Below are 18,078 nucleotides of genomic sequence, written 5' to 3'. Positions count from 1 at the left end.
GCCGAGAAATGGACCGACGTCACGGCTACGGTCAGTGCATGAGACCACTTGGGGGGCCCGCCCGGGCGCTTGTTCTTCTGCCATTGCTCCTCGTTGTCACCGGTTGCGTGAAGCTGGACGCCGACATCGAGATCACCGCGCGGGACACCGTGAACATGACCATGCTGCTCGCCATCCAGGACGAGTACGCGGACTCGCTGGACGGGTCCTGTGAGGCGGAGCCCGGCGTCACGGTCACGCCCTACAACGAGGGGGGCTTCATCGGCTGCGTGCAGGAGGCCAGCAACGCACCGCTCGATGCCATGGCCGGCTCGTCCGACACGCTCACCATCGTCCACCAGGACGGCGAATACACCTTCGTCATGGCTGGGAGTGAGCTGAGTGGGGAATCGGGCGCAGACTCGACGATGGCGGCTGCGATGTTCACGGACTTCAGGGTCGCGGTGACGTTTCCGGGTGAGGTGATCTCGCACAGCGGATCGAGCACGGTGGACGGCACCACCGTCACGTGGACAAACGCCACGGACCTGATGTCCGCCGAAGGGCTGAGGGCGACGGCGAAGGAGGCGAATGCGCTCCTCACGCTGCTGCCGTGGCTGGGGGCAGGGCTCCTGGTGGCGGCCGGGATCGTCGTGGGGCTTCTTCTGTGGAAGCGCACGACTGCCGGCGCGCCGCCTCCGCCTGGGCCCGCGCCGTGGTCTGGCCCGGCGCAGCCCGGTCCGGGCTATCCGCCACCGCCCGGGGGCTACCCGCCACCGCCCGGGGGCTATCCGGCTGCTCCCGCGTATCCACCCCCAGCTGATCCGGCAGGCGGCTATGCGCCCCCTCCGCCGACGGGTGGGTCAGCCGCCCAGCCGCCACAGCGCGATGTGCGCGACTATGCCGACACGTCCTACATGGACTCGCCGCAGCCGGAGTCGCCGCCCGCCCACGAGCCGCCACCCAACGAGCCACCACGCAATCCGTGGGGCCCGCCGGGCTGAGCCCGCCGTCGAGCCTCTGGAGCGGTCACTTGGGCTGGACCAGCACCTCGTTCGGCTTGGACTGGATGACGTACCCGGGGTGGGCCGCGAACAGGTCCTTGAGCTTGGCGAAGCCCCAGGTGCGGGAGTCGAAGTCCGACGCCAACCGCGACAGGTTGCTGCCCACCACGCCGAGGTTGGCCCAGTTGTCGTCGCCCGCGGCCGCGTTGACGGCCTCCGCCAGGAGCTTGTCCAGGAAAGCGTCGGTGGTGAGCTTCTGGGTGGTCACCGTCGCAGCCTTGTTGACCGACGGCGCCGCCGTCGTCAGGTTCTCGACGTAGATGAACGTGTCGCACGCGGCCACGAAGGGCTTGGGCGTCTTGCGTTCACCGAAGCCGTAGACCAACCTGCCGTCCTCACGGATCCGGGCGGCCAGGCGGGTGAAGTCGCTGTCGCTGGAGACCAGACAGAAGCCGTCGAGGTTGCCGGCGTGGAGGAGGTCCATGGCGTCGATGATGAGCGAACTGTCCGTGGCGTTCTTGCCGGTGGTGTAGCTGAACTGCTGGATGGGTTGGATCGAGTGCTGGAGCAGCTCGGTCTTCCACGAGGTGAGCTGCGTCGACGTCCAGTCGCCGTAGGCGCGCCGGACGGAGGCGCGGCCGTACTTCGCCACTTCGACGAGTAGCTGGTCGATGTGGGTGGCGCGCGCGTTGTCGGCGTCGATCAGCACGGCCAACCGTGCTTCCCTCGGTGTCTCTTTGCTCATCTGGGTTCCCCTTCGTCGTGCACGAACCTACCGCGTGCGCGTCCTCCGTCAGCGCGCGGGCGGCGGGGCGGTGGTGGCCCGGACGATCAGCTCGGTCGGGACGACGACGCGGTCGTGGCGCGTCATCGCACCCGTCGACCTGATCTGTGACAGCACCAACTTCACCAGCGCGTGGCCGATCTGATCGAAGTTCTGCCGCACCGTCGTCAGCGGCGGATACGCGAACTCGCTCAGCGCGATCGCGTCGAACCCCACCACCGAGACGTCCTCAGGCACCCGCCGCCCCGCCTCGTGGAGGGCGCGGATCAACCCGAACGCCATTTCGTCGTTGGCGACGAACACCGCGGTCACGTCCGGGTCCTGCGCGATCCTCCTCCCCACCGCGTAGCCGGACGCAGGCGTCCAATCCCCCTGCCACACCGGGGGCGCGTGGCTGCCCGCCGCCTCGAGCGCACGCTCCCAGGCTCCGCGTCGCATCAAGGCCGGCTCCGATTCGGCCGGTCCGGACAGGTGGTGGACCATCCGGTGCCCGAGACCCAACAGGTGGCGGGTGGCGTCGCGGGCCCCCTGCACCTGGTCCGCCATCACCGCCGGGTAGTGGCCCACAAGCCGCGAATCCGACACGGCCACCGGCATTCCGGCGGGCAGAGTCAGGGTCTCTGGGGTGGCTTCCTCTGCGCGGATGATGACCAGGCCGTCGATGGCCTGGTTGGAGATGCGGTGCGCCGCGCTCTCCCAGTCCTCGGCGACGGCCGTCTCGTCGTCGATGCTGAGGAGCGTGACGGTGTAGCCCTCCTCGTCGGCCGCCTTCACCACGGCGCCGGTGGTGAGCACCTCGCCGGTGCGCTCGTAGCGGTGGGCCAGGAGGCCGATGGTGCCGAAGGAGCCGTTGCGCAGCGCCCGGGCGGCCCGGTTGGGGGAGTAGCCGAGCTGAGCGATGGCGGCCATCACCTTCGCTTTGGTCTCCGGGCGCACGGGATCCGCGCCCGTCGACACGCGCGACACGGTTTGTGCGGAGACGCCGGCCAGCCGGGCCACGTCTTCGATCGACGGGCCGGTCTTGCGTCGTCCTCGACCCGAGACGGTCCCCATGGCCGGGAGTGTAGCCCGGTTCCGATGTTGACGTCACCATCCCAGCGAATCGCTCCTGCCATGCAGGCGAGCAAGTGTTATCAGACCGTTATCTGACCCCCTATGTCGGCCACTAGGGGACGTGCTACGTTTACGTAAACATTGGTCACCGACGTAGGCGAGGACGCCTTCCGGGACGCACCGACCCGTGCCTCGGTGCAGCCACAACAGACAAGGAAGTTTTCATGAATTCGTGGAAGAAGCTCGCGGCCATGGCCGTCGTGGTGCCTCTGGCGCTCACCGCCTGCGGTGGAGACAACGGCTCCACCGGCAGCAACGGTTCCGACGGGGACGCCGGCGACGGCAAGCTCACCGTCTGGGCCTGGGACCCTGCCTTCAACATCTTCGCCCTCGAAGAAGCGGAAAAGATCTACAAGCAGGAGAACCCCGATTTCGAGCTCGAGGTGATCGAGACCCCCTGGGACGACCTGCAGACCAAGCTCACCACCCTCGCGCAGTCGCAGGAGACCGGCGAGCTGCCGGACATCTTCCTCATGCAGAACAACGCGTTCCAGAAGAACGTCATCAACTACCCGGACCTCTTCAACGACTACACGGACACCGACGTCGACTTCGGCGAGTTCCCCGAGGGCGTGGTGGCCTACTCCACCCTCGACGGCGTCAACTACGGTCTTCCCTTCGACAACGGCACCGCCATCACGGCGCTGCGCACCGACGTGCTCGAGGAGGCCGGCTACACGGTCGCCGATTTCACTGACATCACATGGTCGGACTTCATCACCAAGGGCAAGGACGTGCTGGCCAAGACCGGCCAGCCGCTGCTCTCGGGCCTGGCGGGCCAGTCAGACCTCATCATGATGATCATGCAGTCGGCCGGCGCCAGCCTGTTCGACGACGAGGGCAATCCCACCATCGTGGGCAACGAGGCGCTGATCGCGTCCATCGAGACCTACAAGGAGCTCGTGGACTCGGGCGTCTTCGTGGAGGTCAACTCGTGGGATGAGTACATCGGCACCTTCGTGAACTCCAACGTGGCCGGCACCATCAACGGCGTGTGGATCCTGGGCTCCATCCAGTCCGCGCCCGACCAGAGCGGCTTGTGGGGCATCACCAACCTGCCCAAGCTGGACGGCGTCGACGGCGCCACCAACTACTCCGCCAACGGCGGCTCGTCCTGGGCCATCTCGTCGAACGCTGACAAGGCGCTGGCCGCTGACTTCCTGAACGCCACCTTCGCCGGCTCCAACGAGTTCTACGACACGATCCTCCCCGCCTCGGGCGCTCTGGCCAACTGGCTGCCCGCCGCGGAGAGCGACGTCTACTCCGAGCCCCAGGAGTTCTTCGGCGGCGAGCCGATCTTCACCCAGGTGCTGGACTTCGCCGCCCAGGTGCCGAGCAACAACACCGGCGCCTACTACTACGAGGGCCGTGACTCCGTCAGCGCCGCGATGACCAAGATCGTCGACGGCGGGGACATGACCACCGCGCTCGAGGAGGCCCAGCAGGCCGTCGAATTCGCAATGGAGTGATTCCTCGCTAGCCAGTGAGGTGGGGGCCGGCTGGACCGGCCCCCACCCGCGCGAAAGGTGGACTGTAGACATGACTGAACGTTCCCGGGTGGCCGTCCGCAAGGCCGTCCCATCCGACGATGCGGGTTCCTCGCCCGCGAAGCGCCGTCGCTTCGGCATCGAGGCGCAGCGCAACCTCACGGGCTGGATCTTCCTCCTGCCGGCCGCGATCCTCATCCTCTGGATGAATTTCTGGCCCATGGCGCAGGCCTTCATCCTGTCGATGCAGACAGGGCGAGGCACCAGGCTCGATTTCGCCGATCCCCTCTGGTACAACTACCAGCGCCTGTTCAGCGACGAGATCTTCAAGCTCACCGTCCAGAACACGTTCATCTACCTGATCATCCAGGTGCCGATCATGCTGATCGTCGCGCTCGTGCTGGCCAATCTGCTCAACGACAAGACGCTGCGGTACAAGGGCCTGTGGCGCACCGCGATCTTCCTGCCCTGCGCGGTGTCGCTGGTGTCCTACTCGCTGGTGTTCCGCACCATGTTCGCCAACGACGGCCTGGTCAACGACATCCTGATGGGGCTCAACTTCGTCGATTCGCCCGTCAACTGGCTGGGTGAGACGGACACCGCACGCTTCGTGATCATCCTCGGCCTGCTGTGGCGCTGGACCGGCTACAACATGGTGTTCTACCTCGCGGCCCTGCAGAACATCGACTACTCGTCGCTGGAGGCCGCCAAGATCGACGGCGCCAACTCGTTCAAGACGTTCTGGTACGTGACAATCCCCCAGCTCAAGCCCATGATCCTGCTCACCGCGATCCTCTCGACCAACGGCACCATCCAGCTGTTCGACGAGTCCTGGAACCTGACGCAGGGCGGCCCGGCGTACACGTCGATGACGATGTCGCACTACCTGTACGAGGTGTCCTTCCAGAGGAACCCCAACTTCGGCTACGGCGCCGCGCTGTCCTACGTGATCCTGATCATGGTGGCGGTCCTGGCGTTCATCCAGATGAAGATCGGTGATAAGCGTGACTAAGACCCAGTGGCGCCGCGTGCCTTCCTACGCGTTCCTCGCCGTCTCGGCGATCGTGTCGATCTTCCCGCTGTACTTCATGGTGGTCTCGGCCACCAACACCAGCCAGGACGTCCTCAGCTCGCGGATGATCCCCGGCACGGCCCTGATCGACAACTTCGTCTCGCTGGTGTCCCAGCAGGACGTGGCCTCGGCCATGTGGTACTCCACGATCAACGCCGTCGGCACGACGGTGCTGGCGCTGCTCGTGTGCTCCGTCGCGGGCTACGGCTTCGAGGTGTTCCACTCCAAGGGCAAGGACCGTCTCATGGCGTTCCTGCTCCTGGCCATGATGATTCCGTTCGCGGCCACGATGATCCCGCTGTTCCAGATGTTCGCGGACTTCGGAATGGTCAACTCGGTGGGAGCGGTGATCCTCCCCGCGATCGCAACGCCGTTCCTGGTGCTGTTCTTCCGTCAGGCCTCCCGGTCCTTCCCGCACGAGATCATCGAGGCGGCCAGGATCGACGGGCTGAGCGAGGTCAGCATCTTCTTCCGCATCTTCATCCCCACGATGAAGTCCACCCTGGCGGCCGCGGCCGTCATCACCTTCATGACCGCATGGAACAACTTCCTGTGGCCCAAGGTGATCCTCGTCAACAACTCATTCCAGACCATGCCGATGCTCATCTCGAACCTGCGCGCCGGCTACGTGACCGACTACGGAGTACTGATGCTCGCCGTGCTGATGGCGTCCCTGCCCACGATGGTTGTCTTCCTCGTGCTGCAGCGCGCCTTCGCCGAGGGCATCACAGGAGCCATCAAGTGACATTCGATCCCACCAGAATCGCAGACCCCACCTACTTCGCCGAGAACCGGCTGGCTGCGCACTCGGACCACCGCTGGTTCGCGGAGCCCGCCGAGGCGGCGCTCGGCGTGAGCAGCTTCGAACAGTGCCTCAACGGGGTGTGGAAGTTCCACTACGCCAAGAACCTCGCGCTCGCGCCGTCGGGCTTCGAGGCAGCTGACTACGACGTGGACGCCTGGGACGACATCCGCGTCCACGGCCACATCCAGCTGCAGGGCTACGACCGGCCGCAGTACGCCAACGTCCAGCACCCGTGGGACGGGCTCGAGGACATCTGGCCGGGCGAGATCCCGCAGAAGTTCAACCCGGTGGGCAGCTACGTCACCCACTTCACCCTCGACCATGCTCTGGCCGACGGCGAGCGGCTGAGCGTCTCCTTCAAGGGGGCCGAGTCGACGGTTGCGGTGTGGCTGAACGGCGTCTACATCGGCTACGGCGGTGACGCGTTCACGCCGTCGGAGTTCGACCTCACCGAGGCCCTCGTCGCCGGCGAGAACAAGCTCGCGGCGCAGGTGTACAAGTGGAGCGGCGCGGCATGGATCGAGGACCAGGACTTCTACCGGTTCTCCGGCCTGTTCCGTGACGTGATGCTCTACCGCCGCCCCCGGGTGCACGCCGAGGATCTGCGGATCACCACGCCGGTGGCCGAGGATCTGGCGTCGGCCGAGGTTCGCCTCGCCGTGTCGCTTCAGGGGGAGGGCTCCGTGCGGGCCAGGCTGGCGGGCGTCGGTGCGCTGACGGTAGGCGACGACGGGGTGCTTGCGGTCGCCGTCGAGGCTCCGCTCCTCTGGAGTGCCGAGGATCCGCAGCTGTACGACCTGACCGTCGAGGTGCTCGACACGACCGGCGCCGTCGTCGAGGTGATCCCGCAGCGCGTGGGCATCCGCCGCTTCGGCATCGAGGACGGCGTGATGAAGATCAACGGCCGCCGGGTGGTGTTCAACGGCGTCAACCGGCACGAGTTCGGGCTTCAGGGGCGGGTGATGAGCCGCGAGCAGACCGAGGCGGATCTCCGCCTCATGAAGGCCCACAACATCAATGCGGTGCGCACCAGCCACTACCCCAACAACTCGTTCCTCTACGAGCTCACCGACGAGTACGGCCTCTACGTCATCGACGAGATGAACCTCGAGTCCCACGGCATGTGGGACGCCGTTGTGCGAGGGCGGGTCACGCTGGAGCAGGCGGTGCCGGGCGACCTGCCCGAGTGGCGCGACGCGCTGCTGGACCGCGCCAGCAACATGCTGGAGCGGGACAAGAACCACGCCAGCATCGTGATGTGGTCCTGCGGCAACGAGTCCTTCGGCGGCACCAACCTGCGGGACGTGGCGGATCACTTCCGCGCGCTCGACACCCGCCCGGTGCACTACGAGGGCGTCCACTGGGACCCGCGCTACCCGGAGACCACAGACGTGGTCAGCACCATGTACACCCCGGCGGCCGCCATCGAGGAGTTCCTAGCCACCAACCGGGACAAGCCGTACATCCTGTGCGAATACGCCCACACCATGGGCAACTCGTTCGGGGCCGTGGACAAGTACATCGACCTGGCTTACCGCGAGCCGCTGTACCAGGGCGGCTTCATCTGGGACTTCTCGGACCAGGCCATCGCGCTCACGGACCGCCACGGCAACGCGTACTTCGGCTACGGCGGGGACTGCGGTGAGGCGCCCCACGACGCCGAGTTCAGCGGAAACGGCATCGTGTTCGCCGACCACTCGCCGTCGCCGAAGCTGCAGGAGGTCAAGAAGCTCTACCAGGGCCTCAACATCCAGATCTCGGGCGATTCGTTCGAGGTGGAGAACCGGCTGCTGTTCACGCCGACGTCGAACTACGAGTGCGTGGTGACGCTGGGGCGCGAGGGTCGCGTGCTGGCGGAGGCCACCGTCGAGACATCGGTGGAGCCGGGGGAGGCAGGCAGTTACCCGCTGCCGATCGACCTGCCCGACGCCGGGGGCGAGTACACCGTCGAGGTGTCGTTCCGAGTTCCCCAGGCGTCGTCCTGGGCTCCAGCGGGGCATGAGGTGTCGTGGGAGCAGGCGGTGTTCACTGTCGCGGGGGACCCGGCTCCGGCCGCCCCGCGGCCCGCGCCCCAACTGGTCGACGGGATCCACAACTTCGGCGTCCGGGGCCGGCACTTCACGGCCCTGTTCTCGAAGCTGTACGGCGGGCTCGTCTCGTACCGGTACGGGCTGAGCGCCGACGGCGGCCGCGAACTGGTGCGCGGCATCCCCAAGCCCAACTTCTGGCACGCACCCACCTCCAACGAGCGCGGCTGGAACATGCCGTTCCGGGACGGTCAATGGGCGCTGGCAAGCCGATACGCCGAGGCCAGCGAGGCTGGACCCACCGCCACGGTGGTGGGCGACGCCGTCGAGATCCGCTACACCTACGAGCTGCCCAGCAGCCCGGCGGGGGAGTGCGACGTGGTGTACCTGGTCGACGGCGAGGGTCGCGTGCAGGTGACGCTGACGGTGCGTCCGGGGGATGGGCTGACCGACATGCCGGAGTTCGGGCTCATGCTGGTCACGGACCCGGAGCTGGACACTCTCACCTGGTACGGCGAGGGTCCGGAGGAGAGCTATGTGGACCGTCGTTCCGGCGCGCGCCTGGGCGTGTGGTCGGCGGATGTCACCGAACAGCTCACGCCCTACATCCGGCCGCAGGAGTCGGGCAGCCACACCGGGGTGCGGTGGGCGACGGTGACTGACGGTCGCGGGGCGGGGTTGCGTTTCGACGCCGTCGACGAGCCCATGGAGTTCTCGGCGCTGCCGTGGACGCCGTTCGAGATCGAGAACGCGGCCCACCCGGTGGACCTGCCCCCGATCCAGAAGACGGTGCTGCGCCCGGCGTTGATGCGTCGCGGCGTGGGCGGCGACGACAGCTGGGGCGCGATGACCCATCCGGAATACCGGCTGCCGCAGGGTGAGTTGGTGTTCAGGTTCGCCTTCCAGGGCATCCGCTGACGGCCGCCCCCGCTGGCTGAGGGGTGCCACCCCCGCCGGCGGGGGCCCATCGGTCCTTGAGGAGCCCCGCGTCGCGTCAGCGACTGGCGGGCGTCTCGAAGGGTCGTGGCGCGACCCGGCAGCGGGACTGCTTGTCGGGTGGGGGTCACGACCCTTCGAGACGCCGCCCGCGCCTTCGGCGTTGGCGACCCTCAGGGATCGGGGAGGGGTGTGGGTTCGTCGCTTCGCTCCTCGCGTTACAGCGGGCTGAGGTGCCGCGTAGCGGCCTCGAAGCCTATGAAACGTGAGCTGACTAGGAACGTTTCTGAGGCTTCGAGGCTCGTGGCTGCGCTCCTCGCGCCTCAGCCGGCGGGCGGCGCGTAGAGGCTTCCTCCGATGAACTCCCGCAGGATCGAGTTGAACGGGACCCTCTCGGTGTCGAGCGGCTCGAAGAAGGTCAGCAGGTTCAGCAGCCTGTCCCGCGTGTCCACGGCTGGGCTACCGTCGGGGATCGTCGCCAGCGCCGCCTCCGCGAACGGCCTCAACGCGTTCAACTCGTACAGCATGCTGGAGTTGAACATCACATCCGCGTCCTCCTGGAACAGGAAGACGTGCGCGTACTCCCCGCGACGCACGCTGTCCCACTGGCCGATGGTGAGTTCCGGGGAGATGCCGCGATCCCTGTGATCGCGCACGATCCGGCGCAGCAGCCGGACCTCCGTCGTCGGCACGCGGTTCATCAGGTCGATGTTGAGCCCGCCAAGGGCGCTCACGTACACCTTGAATACCGCGTTGCGCTTGACACCTTCCATCAATCTGGGGTTGAGCGCGTGGATGCCCTCGATCAGGAGGATCTCCGCAGGGCCAACCTGGAGCCAGGTGGTGTCCGGCATCCTGCTGCCGGTGATGAAGTCGAACGTAGGGACCTCGATGGGGTGGCCATCCACCAACTCAGCAATGTGGTGCGTGAGGAGGGTGAGGTCCAGCGCATCGGGGCTCTCGAAGTCGTACCTGCCGTCGGGGTCCACAGGTGTGCGATCGCGATTGAGGAAGTAGTTGTCCAGTGACAAGGACACGGGTTTCAGGCCGTTGACCTCGAGCTGCGTCGCGAGGCGCTGCGTGGTGGTGGTCTTCCCGGACGACGACGGCCCGGAGATCGCCAGCATGCGCAGCGCCCGTCGCTCGGCCAGGATGACGTCGGCGATGTCCGCGAGCCGCTTCTCGTGGAGGGCCTCCGCGATGCTGATCAGCTTCGTCGAGCGGCCCGAGAGGATGTAGGCGTTGACGTCGGCCACCACCTCGACGTCAATGCGGTCCAGCCATTCCTGGCTCTCCGCATAGGCGGCCGACAACCGCGTGGGCGGAATCAGCGGGACGCCGTTGCCCTTGTCCACATCGCCGAAGTCCACGATGAAGCCGGGGGCGAAAGGGATCACCTGGAACGGCTCCACCTGCGCCGGGTCCATGATCACCGGATACACAACGCGGGCCACGAGGTCGCCCACCTGGTAGACGTGGTAGCCGCCGTCGCGGCCGAGGGAGACGATGCTGCTCGCCGGATCGGCGGCCCACTGCTTGAGTCGTGCGCCGATCAGGCTCACCTCCCGGGTGGACAGCGCCGAGCCCACGAGGTTGCAGAAGACTCCCTCCAAGATGGAGTAGGACGTCTTGAGCCGCTCGTCGGGGAACAGGTCGTGGATCACCTTGATCAAGCCCAGCTTGACCGTCTGCCGTCCCTGGCGGAGGTGGGTCTCGCGCATGGGTGAATCCTCTCGTCGCACATCCTGCGTGGTTGCGGATGCCCTGTACCCGAGGCTCCCACCGAAAGGCCCCGGCCGGAGCCGGGGCCCATCAATCGGGTGGCGGAGAGTGGATATCCTGGGCCGCGATCAGACGTACGGCAGGCACACCACGCCGGTGCACTGCGGATCGACACCGCCATTGTTGCCGGCCGCGAGATTGCCGGATCCGATGACGCCTTCGACCGCCTCGATACCCAGTTCGACGTTGTCGACCACGACGTTCTTGACCAGTGTGGAGTTCACGTTGTTCACCAGGATGCCTGCAAGTCGGCTGGTGGAGACAGTGTTCTTCTCAAGGTAGGACCCAGACACGTCGCCGCCGACGACGATGCCGTTGTCGCGCGTCCCACTGACGATGTTCTTGATGAAGCTGGTCCCAGTGGCCCCGCTGAAGGCGCCAAGTCCATGGTGTCGATTCCCTGTGGCTACGTTCTTCTCCACCAGGGTGACGCTGGACCAGTCAGCGATGCTGATGCCCCACACGTTGCCGGTGACCGTGTTCTTCGCGATCACGTTCCCGGTGGAGACGGCCACCCTGATTCCGTCACCGCCGGCGCCGTGGATGATGTTCTTCTCGATCAGGTGCGTGCCGCCACCACCGATGTTGATCCCGCGAGTCACGGGGGTGATGTCGAGGGAGTAAACGTGAGCGCGCTGGGACTGCTGCACCTCAACGCCGGCCGAGAATCCCGCGATGCTCCCGTTGCGGACCGTGACATCGTGGTCGTTGTCGATTCGCACGCCAGCTACTGACACGCCCCCGCCGTCGATCGAGTGGCCACCCAGATCGAGCACGATGCCGTTCGCTCCGATTTTGAGCCCGTCGCCCCCGTTGCAGACGAGGTCCTGGGTGAGGGTGGTGGAGGTGGTGATGGTGTCGCCGCAGGCGACGGGATCGGCCGCCGAGGCCGGGAGACCCGCCGAAGCAAGGGCCAGGACGCCGACACTGGCGCCGATAGAGAGCAGGAAGCGGTGTGTGGTGGTTCCCATGGTTCCCCCTAGGTTCGAGTCCGCTCATGCCAACACGAGCCTGTCATCGGGTCAATGGCTTGTGAACAGCCGCGCCCCCTGGCGGCGTCGCATTTGTTTCTTGGCGAACACTTATGGATCTGCTCGACCAGTCGGCGTATTATCGCGAGCCTCTAGTGATCTCGGGCGTCGGGGCTCGGACTTCGGCCTTCCTTCTTGAAATGGGAGATGCGATGCAGAAGATTGTGCCGAACCTCTGGTTCGACCACTCCGCCGCGAGCGCCGCCGCCTTCTACTGTTCCGTTCTACCGGACGCCCGGGTAACCGTCACTCAGCACTACCCGACGGAGGGACTGGCCGACTTCCAGCAGGACTTCGCCGGAGACGTGCTCTACGTCGAGTTCGAGGTGGGCGGCTACGCGTTCGGGGCGATCAACGCCGGACCGGAGTTCAGGGCGAACCCGTCGGTGTCCTTCTTCTTGTACTTCGACCCGACGCGCGACGACGCCGCCCGCGAGAAGCTGGACCGTGTCTGGGATGCGTTCGCAGACGGCGGCGAGGTGCTGATGCCGCTGGGCGAGTACGCCTACAGCCGCAGATTCGGGTGGGTCCAGGATAAGTTCGGTGTGTCCTGGCAGCTTGTCCTGTCGGATCCTGACGCCGAGCCGAGGCCCTTCATCGTGCCGTGCCTCCTGTTCGCGGGGGCGGCCAAGGGCAGGGGCGGTGAGGCGCTGGAGCGCTACACCTCGGTGTTCCCGGACTCGCAGGTGACTGTCCGCGTGCCTCAGGAGGTTCCGGACGCGGCGTCCCCGGGCCAGGTCGAGTTCGCCGTCGTGCGGCTACTCGGTCAGTCGTTCTCCCTGATGGATTCGGAGGTTGACCACGCCTTCACGTTCACTCCCGGCGTCTCCCTGGAGATCCGCTGCGACGACCAGGCCGAGATCGACCGCTACTGGGCCGCGCTCAGCGAGGTGCCCGAGGCCGAGGCGTGCGGGTGGTGCGCGGACCGGTTCGGGGTCAGCTGGCAGGTGACGCCGTCGAACATGGCCGAACTCATGGAGCGTGCCGGCGCCTTCCAGACGATGATGGGGATGAAGAAGCTGGAGATCGCGGCGTTCTGAGCGCTGACCGTCTCTTCTGGTGTCGACTACGGCACCAGAAGTGACACCGAGGTGCCGCGGAGCGGCCTCGAAGCCTGAGAAACATTGGTTGTCAGCCCACGTTTCATAGGCTTCGAGGCCGCTCCGCGGCACCTCAGCCAGCGGTGGGTGGTCCGGGCTGCTGCGCGGCACCTCAGCCGGCGGTTGGGGTCCGGGCTGCTGCGCGGCACCTCAGCCGGCGGAGTGGGCGGCGGGCCTCCCGCGGAAGGTGGCCAACTCCTCGGCGTTGATGCCGTAACAGTGCTCGGGCGCCGGGTAGGAGCCGTCGCGGACCTCCGCGGCGAACCCGCGGATGCCGTCGACCACCCGGCCGTGCAGGTCCGCGTAGCGCTTGACGAACCGCGCCGACCCGCCCGAGGACATGCCGAGGAGGTCGTGGAACACCATCACCTGCCCGTCCGTGGAGGGGCCCGCGCCGATCCCGATCACCACGGCATCCATCGACGGCATGATCGCCTCCGCCACCGCGGCCGGGATGGCCTCGAACACGATCGAGAAGCAGCCCGCGTCCTGCAGTGCGAGGGCCTCCGCGGCCACCCGTCGAGCACCGTCCGCGGTCCGGCCCTGGGCCTTGAATCCGCCCAGCTCCGCCGCGGTCTGGGGGGTCAACCCGACGTGACCCATGACCGGAATCCCCGCCGCGACAATCGCGCGGACCCGCGACACCGACGCCTCCCCGCCGCCCTCCAGCTTCACCGCGTCGCAGCCAGCCTCGTCGACGAAGCGGCGCGCCGTCGCCACGGCTTGCTCGTCGCTGTGCTCGTACGAGCCGTAGGGCAGATCTCCCACCAGCATGGGCGCGCCCAGGCCGCGCCGCACGGCCGCGGTCAGCATCAGCATCTCGTCGACGGTCACCTCGGTGGTGCTGGGGTAGCCGAGCACCGTCATGGCTGCCGAGTCACCCACCAGGACCACGTCGACGCCGGCCTCCTCCGCCGCGAGCGCGCCCGGGTAGTCGTAGGCCGTGACCATGACGATCGCCTCGCCGGCGCGCTTCATGTCCGCCAGGTCCGACGTCGTGACGCGGGATCCGGCGGCGGGGGCGCCTCCGTGGCGGGGCCGGGCTGACACGGCGGCGCCTCAGCGTCCGGTGAGCAGGGTGGCGACCTCGGCGTCGATGTCGATGATGGCGTTGCTCCCCGCCTCGACGTGCACGACGACGGGCTCGTAGGTGGCCAGCTCGGCGCGGTCGTACTGGGCGTAGGAGATGACGATGATGGTGTCGCCGCGGTGGACGAGGCGTGCGGCGGCGCCGTTGACCTTCATCTGGCCGGAGCCGCGCTCGCCCGCGATCGTGTAGGTCTCGAAGCGTGCGCCGTTGTCCACATTCACCACCGCAACCTGCTCGTGCTCGAGGATGTCGGCGGCCTCGAGGAGGTCCGGGTCCACGGTGATCGAGCCGACGTAGTGCAGGTCCGCGTCGGTCACGGTGGCGCGGTGGATCTTGGACTTCAACATGGTGCGGTGCATCAGCGGGCCTCCTGGCTGGGGGTCACGGGCGGGATGGGTTGGTTGTCGATGAGCCGGACGGCGCCCACGCGGGCGGCGACGACGGCGAGGGTGGGACGGGTGAGGTCCTGGGCGGGGGAGAAGGTGTCCGGGTCCACGACGGCGAGGTACTCCGGCTCGACGCCCCGGCTGAGCATGGCCTCCGCCCCGTCGCGCTCGGCTGCGCGCGGGTCGGCGCCGCCTGCCACTGCCGCGGAAGCTGCCTCGAGCCCGGCCTTCAGCGCCAGCGCCCGCGGCCTGTCGTCGGGGCCGAGCCGGAGGTTGCGGCTGGACATCGCCAGGCCGTCTGGTTCGCGCACCGTGGCGCAGACGGCGATCTCGACCGGCAGCCCGAGGTCCGTCACGAGGCGCCGGACCACGGCCACCTGCTGCGCGTCCTTCTGCCCGAAGTAGGCCACGTCCGGCGCGACGGCGATGAGCAGCTTCGCCACCACGGTGGCCACGCCGTCGAAGTGCGCGGCGCCGCGGTGGGCGCCCTCAAGCGGCTCGCTCACCCCGCGCACGCTCACGGTGGTGGCGTAGCCCTGCGGGTACATCTCCTCGACGGCGGGGACGAACAGCAGGTCCGTGCCGGCGCTGTCGGCGAGGTGGGCGTCGCGGGCCTCGTCGCGCGGGTAGGCGGCCAGATCGATCTGGTCGTTGAACTGGGTGGGGTTGACGAAGACGGAGGTGACCACCGTGTCGCAGTCGTCGCGGGCGGCGGAGATCAGCGTCAGGTGCCCCTCGTGCAGCGCGCCCATGGTGGGCACGAACCCCACGCGCCCGGCGTCGGCGAGGGCCTCGCGCAGCCCCGCGACAGTCCGCACAATCCTCATCAGCGTCCCCTTTCAGCGAGCCGTGAGGTGGCCGCGACCATGGCGTCGAACAGGTCCAGATCCGCCGGGCTCAGCTGCTCGACGGCGGCGCGCTGACGGGCGACGGTGGCGTGGTCGCCGCGTGCCACCGGCCCGGTCAGCACCGGGGCCGCTCCCTCCCGGGCCCAGTTCTCGACGGTGGCGCGGACCATCGGTACCAGCCGTTCGCGTGGCACCCCGGCCGAGGCCGCGAGTCGCTCGGCCAGGTCCTCGAGGGTGAGGAGGAAGTTGGAGGCCACCGAGGCTGCGGCGTGGTAGGCGGGGCGCGCGTCGTCGGCGATCTCCACAGGAGTCATGCCGAGCGACGTGGCCAGCGCAGTGGCGGCTTCGAGTGCCCGCGTGGTGGTCCCCGCGACGGCCGCCGTCGCGCCGGCGAACACGGTGGCGCCGGAGGCCGGGACGGCCATCAGCGGGTGCAGGCCGAGGGCTTCGTGGGGGCCGAGGACGTCGAGCGGCGTGGCCCCGGAGCAGTGCCCGACAAGGAGGTCCGCCCGAGGCGTCAGGCCGGCGGCCGCGTCGGCGATCTGGCCGTCGGGGACGCACAGCAGCACGATGCCGGCTGTGCGGGGGTCGGCGCCGCGCCCGAGCGGCCCCTGGACGTCCCATCCGGATTCCCGGAGCGAGGTGGTCAGCGCGGTCCCGAGCCGACCGCCGCCGACGAGGGCCACGCGCAGGCGCGTGACGGCATCAGGCATGCGAGCTCCTCCAGGAACGGGCGGGTGGGTGGAGCAACTGTAGACGAGGTTGCCGAGAAGCCGATGCCGTGCCCGGGGGGCGGGCGCCGCGGGAGACGCCAAAATGGGCATAACTACGACGAAGTGTAGTACCTGAGCCGCGTCGGATATGTGGCGCCAGGCAACAAGTAGCCGCTCTTTTAGCCGTGGACGACGATCCGGTCACCGATTCCCTGAGCTCGGGAGACCTTGCGGCGGCCCTGTCGCAGGCCAAGTCGGAGTGGGAGTCCGCAGGCGCGGACACCTCCGGCGTCTCTGCGTCGGTGGGCGACCTGTCCGGGACGGGGCTGGGATCTGCGTCCGGCAGCTCGATCACCATCGACGGCGACGCCGCGGGCTGGGGATGGTCGCGGATGAGCCTGATCACAGTGGTCCGCCACGAGGTGGGCCACGCGATCGGGCTGGGTCACAGCTCCGCTCTGATGGACGACACGCTTGAGCCGGGCGAAAGCCACGGCGTGAGCTCGTCGTTCCTGCCTGAGCCGGAGCCCGCCCCAGCGCCGGAGCCCGCCCCCGAACCTGAGCCTGCACCTGACCCCGCCCCCGAGCCTGCACCCGCACCCGCACCCGAACCGGCACCCGAGCCGGCGCCGGCGGCCGAGGCTGCACCGGAGGCCCCTGCCGACCCGGCAGCCGAGGCTCTCGCCACCGGCCCCGAGGCCACGACCGCTGAGCAGCCGGCCGCCGAGGGTGAGCCCGTGGAGGGCGCCGCGGAGACCTCCGATCCCGGAGTCGATCCGGTCGCGGCCGACCCGGCTTCGGCGGACCCAGCTTCGGCAGACCCGGCCGACCCCCTCATGCCCGCCGCGGACCCGTCGAGCGATCTCGCCGTCGAACCTGGCGCCGACACGGCGGCCGACGGCGCTGAGTCCGGCGAGCCCCTGGGCCTGAGCTCCGATGCTCCGGCCTCCGACGATCCGCCCGCCTTCCTCGCCGCCCCTGATCCCGCAGCATCCTGGGCGGTCGACGGCAACACAGCCACCTTCGACGGCACCGGCGGAACGCTGGGCGTCGACGCCGAGACCGGCCACCTGGTCTTCATCGCCGAGGACGGCGTCGTGCACGCGGTCCCGACCGCCGGGCTCGTCACCATCGTCGTCAACGCCGCCGGCGGCACAGTCCTGATCACGGGCGAGATTCGCCTGACCGACTCCGGTGCGGCGCTGACCATCCCCGCCCGGCAGATCACCGTGACCCCGGGTACCGTCCTGAACACCGGCTCCGGGATGATCACCCTGAGCGCATCCGACGAACGCGAATCCGGCGCCACTGCCTCCGTCCTGGTCACGGACGCGACGCTCGCCGGCGGCGCCATCATGCTCGAGGCACACGCCAGGGCTCTCGGTGCCTTGGTGGCGTCGTCGTCGGCCGCGGTTCTCGTCAGGGACTCGCGCCTCCTCGCCGACGGCGCCGTCACGCTGTCGGTCTCCTCCGATGCCCGGGTGCTGTCGGCCACCACTGATGGATCCGGCGGAGAGGTGGACGCTGCCCTCATGGCCGCCTCCAGCTCGGCCCGCGCCGGCATCAACGGCGGCTCGGTGCAGACCCTGGGTGAGCTCGCAGTGCTCGCCCGCAACAACGCATCGCTGGCCGGTGCCGCCGTCGCGGCCGCCGGGCGCATCGACCGCGACACCTCAGCCTGGGTGGCTGGGACCGACGTCACCGCGGCCGGCGTCACGGTGGACGCCGTCGCCACCGGGACCCTCGACCTCGACGCCGTGGCCGGCCTGCCCACCGCCGCAACCTTGACTTCCGCCGGGCTCTCGGCCTCGCAGATCGCCGCCCTCACCCGCGTGGCCCAAGGCCCCGGCGCAGTGGCACTCGCGAGGGGAAGCATCGGCTCCGCGTCGCCGTCGCCCTCCCCCGGGGGGTGAGCCCTCAG

General features: G+C 68.4%; 15 protein-coding genes. 7 read left to right on the top strand and 8 right to left on the bottom strand.

Going from position 1 to position 18,078, the window contains the following annotated elements:
• The first annotated feature begins 107 nt into the window (after positions 1-107).
• Entirely contained in the window at positions 108-983 is an 876-nt protein-coding gene (locus H5398_RS12485; protein ID WP_182800217.1) for a hypothetical protein, read from the top strand.
• A gap of 25 nt (positions 984-1,008) precedes the next feature.
• Here the strand turns inward: H5398_RS12485 and H5398_RS12480 are convergent, their stop codons facing one another.
• Both H5398_RS12480 and H5398_RS12475 read right to left on the bottom strand, forming a co-directional pair.
• On the bottom strand, positions 1,009-1,728 hold the full coding sequence (locus H5398_RS12480) for an NYN domain-containing protein (protein WP_182781268.1): 720 nt from the start codon (positions 1,726-1,728) through the stop codon (positions 1,009-1,011).
• Between the two features lie 48 nt (positions 1,729-1,776).
• Positions 1,777-2,820: a LacI family DNA-binding transcriptional regulator gene (locus tag H5398_RS12475; RefSeq protein WP_182781269.1), complete on the bottom strand. Its 1,044-nt coding sequence runs from the start codon at positions 2,818-2,820 to the stop codon at positions 1,777-1,779.
• Between the two features lie 224 nt (positions 2,821-3,044).
• Between H5398_RS12475 and H5398_RS12470 the strand changes: the two genes are divergently transcribed.
• The 4 genes from H5398_RS12470 to H5398_RS12455 all read left to right on the top strand — a co-directional run bounded on the left by H5398_RS12470 (position 3,045) and on the right by H5398_RS12455 (position 9,189).
• Complete coding sequence (locus H5398_RS12470) at positions 3,045-4,349, top strand: ABC transporter substrate-binding protein (protein WP_182800216.1); 1,305 nt, start codon at positions 3,045-3,047, stop codon at positions 4,347-4,349.
• A 70-nt stretch (positions 4,350-4,419) separates the two neighbouring features.
• A complete protein-coding gene (locus H5398_RS12465) occupies positions 4,420-5,379 on the top strand; it encodes a carbohydrate ABC transporter permease (protein WP_182800215.1) in 960 nt (319 codons plus the stop codon).
• On the top strand, positions 5,372-6,184 hold the full coding sequence (locus H5398_RS12460; protein ID WP_220489422.1) for a carbohydrate ABC transporter permease: 813 nt from the start codon (positions 5,372-5,374) through the stop codon (positions 6,182-6,184). Before H5398_RS12465 ends, H5398_RS12460 begins: the two co-directional genes overlap by 8 nt.
• Positions 6,181-9,189 (top strand): glycoside hydrolase family 2 TIM barrel-domain containing protein, encoded by a 3,009-nt coding sequence (locus H5398_RS12455; protein WP_182800214.1) that lies wholly within the window; start codon positions 6,181-6,183, stop codon positions 9,187-9,189. The genes H5398_RS12460 and H5398_RS12455 overlap by 4 nt, the downstream gene beginning before the upstream one ends.
• A gap of 341 nt (positions 9,190-9,530) precedes the next feature.
• On the opposite strand, the gene H5398_RS12450 is transcribed toward H5398_RS12455, so the two are convergent.
• Both H5398_RS12450 and H5398_RS12445 read right to left on the bottom strand, forming a co-directional pair.
• Positions 9,531-10,928 (bottom strand): nucleoside kinase, encoded by a 1,398-nt coding sequence (locus H5398_RS12450; RefSeq protein ID WP_182800213.1) that lies wholly within the window; start codon positions 10,926-10,928, stop codon positions 9,531-9,533.
• Positions 10,929-11,057: 129 nt separating this feature from the next.
• Positions 11,058-11,960, bottom strand: a complete 903-nt coding sequence (locus H5398_RS12445; RefSeq protein WP_182800212.1) for a right-handed parallel beta-helix repeat-containing protein — start codon at positions 11,958-11,960, stop codon at positions 11,058-11,060.
• Between the two features lie 212 nt (positions 11,961-12,172).
• Between H5398_RS12445 and H5398_RS12440 the strand changes: the two genes are divergently transcribed.
• Positions 12,173-13,060: a VOC family protein gene (locus H5398_RS12440; RefSeq protein ID WP_182800211.1), complete on the top strand. Its 888-nt coding sequence runs from the start codon at positions 12,173-12,175 to the stop codon at positions 13,058-13,060.
• A gap of 210 nt (positions 13,061-13,270) precedes the next feature.
• Here the strand turns inward: H5398_RS12440 and panB are convergent, their stop codons facing one another.
• Genes panB through H5398_RS12420 form a run of 4 tightly spaced genes read right to left on the bottom strand, consistent with a single transcriptional unit; the run spans position 13,271 to position 16,157 of the window.
• The gene (gene panB / locus H5398_RS12435; protein WP_370586121.1) at positions 13,271-14,170 is read right to left on the bottom strand and encodes a 3-methyl-2-oxobutanoate hydroxymethyltransferase; all 900 of its coding nucleotides are present in this window, start codon (positions 14,168-14,170) and stop codon (positions 13,271-13,273) included.
• Between the two features lie 9 nt (positions 14,171-14,179).
• On the bottom strand, positions 14,180-14,569 hold the full coding sequence (gene panD / locus H5398_RS12430; protein ID WP_182800210.1) for an aspartate 1-decarboxylase: 390 nt from the start codon (positions 14,567-14,569) through the stop codon (positions 14,180-14,182).
• Positions 14,569-15,423: a pantoate--beta-alanine ligase gene (gene panC / locus H5398_RS12425; protein ID WP_182800209.1), complete on the bottom strand. Its 855-nt coding sequence runs from the start codon at positions 15,421-15,423 to the stop codon at positions 14,569-14,571. Before panC ends, panD begins: the two co-directional genes overlap by 1 nt.
• On the bottom strand, positions 15,423-16,157 hold the full coding sequence (locus tag H5398_RS12420; RefSeq protein WP_182800208.1) for a Rossmann-like and DUF2520 domain-containing protein: 735 nt from the start codon (positions 16,155-16,157) through the stop codon (positions 15,423-15,425). Before H5398_RS12420 ends, panC begins: the two co-directional genes overlap by 1 nt.
• Before the next feature lie 185 nt (positions 16,158-16,342).
• Between H5398_RS12420 and H5398_RS12415 the strand changes: the two genes are divergently transcribed.
• Entirely contained in the window at positions 16,343-18,070 is a 1,728-nt protein-coding gene (locus H5398_RS12415; RefSeq protein ID WP_182800207.1) for a hypothetical protein, read from the top strand.
• Positions 18,071-18,078 lie beyond the last annotated feature (8 nt).

It is taken from the genome of Tessaracoccus sp. MC1679 (genome assembly GCF_014164775.1).
GTDB lineage: Bacteria > Actinomycetota > Actinomycetes > Propionibacteriales > Propionibacteriaceae > Arachnia.
The sequence above is the reverse complement of the archived record's forward strand: the minus strand, read 5'-3'. Positions and strand labels throughout refer to the sequence as shown.

Coding starts and splice junctions, on each gene's coding strand:
- H5398_RS12450 (WP_182800213.1), bottom strand. CDS start 10,928: ATGCGCGAGACCCACCTCCGCCAGGGACGGCAGACGGTCAAGCTGGGC.
- panC (WP_182800209.1), bottom strand. CDS start 15,423: ATGAGGATTGTGCGGACTGTCGCGGGGCTGCGCGAGGCCCTCGCCGAC.
- H5398_RS12420 (WP_182800208.1), bottom strand. CDS start 16,157: ATGCCTGATGCCGTCACGCGCCTGCGCGTGGCCCTCGTCGGCGGCGGT.
- H5398_RS12445 (WP_182800212.1), bottom strand. CDS start 11,960: ATGGGAACCACCACACACCGCTTCCTGCTCTCTATCGGCGCCAGTGTC.
- H5398_RS12465 (WP_182800215.1), top strand. CDS start 4,420: ATGACTGAACGTTCCCGGGTGGCCGTCCGCAAGGCCGTCCCATCCGAC.
- H5398_RS12480 (WP_182781268.1), bottom strand. CDS start 1,728: ATGAGCAAAGAGACACCGAGGGAAGCACGGTTGGCCGTGCTGATCGAC.
- H5398_RS12470 (WP_182800216.1), top strand. CDS start 3,045: ATGAATTCGTGGAAGAAGCTCGCGGCCATGGCCGTCGTGGTGCCTCTG.
- H5398_RS12475 (WP_182781269.1), bottom strand. CDS start 2,820: ATGGGGACCGTCTCGGGTCGAGGACGACGCAAGACCGGCCCGTCGATC.
- H5398_RS12440 (WP_182800211.1), top strand. CDS start 12,173: ATGCAGAAGATTGTGCCGAACCTCTGGTTCGACCACTCCGCCGCGAGC.
- panD (WP_182800210.1), bottom strand. CDS start 14,569: ATGCACCGCACCATGTTGAAGTCCAAGATCCACCGCGCCACCGTGACC.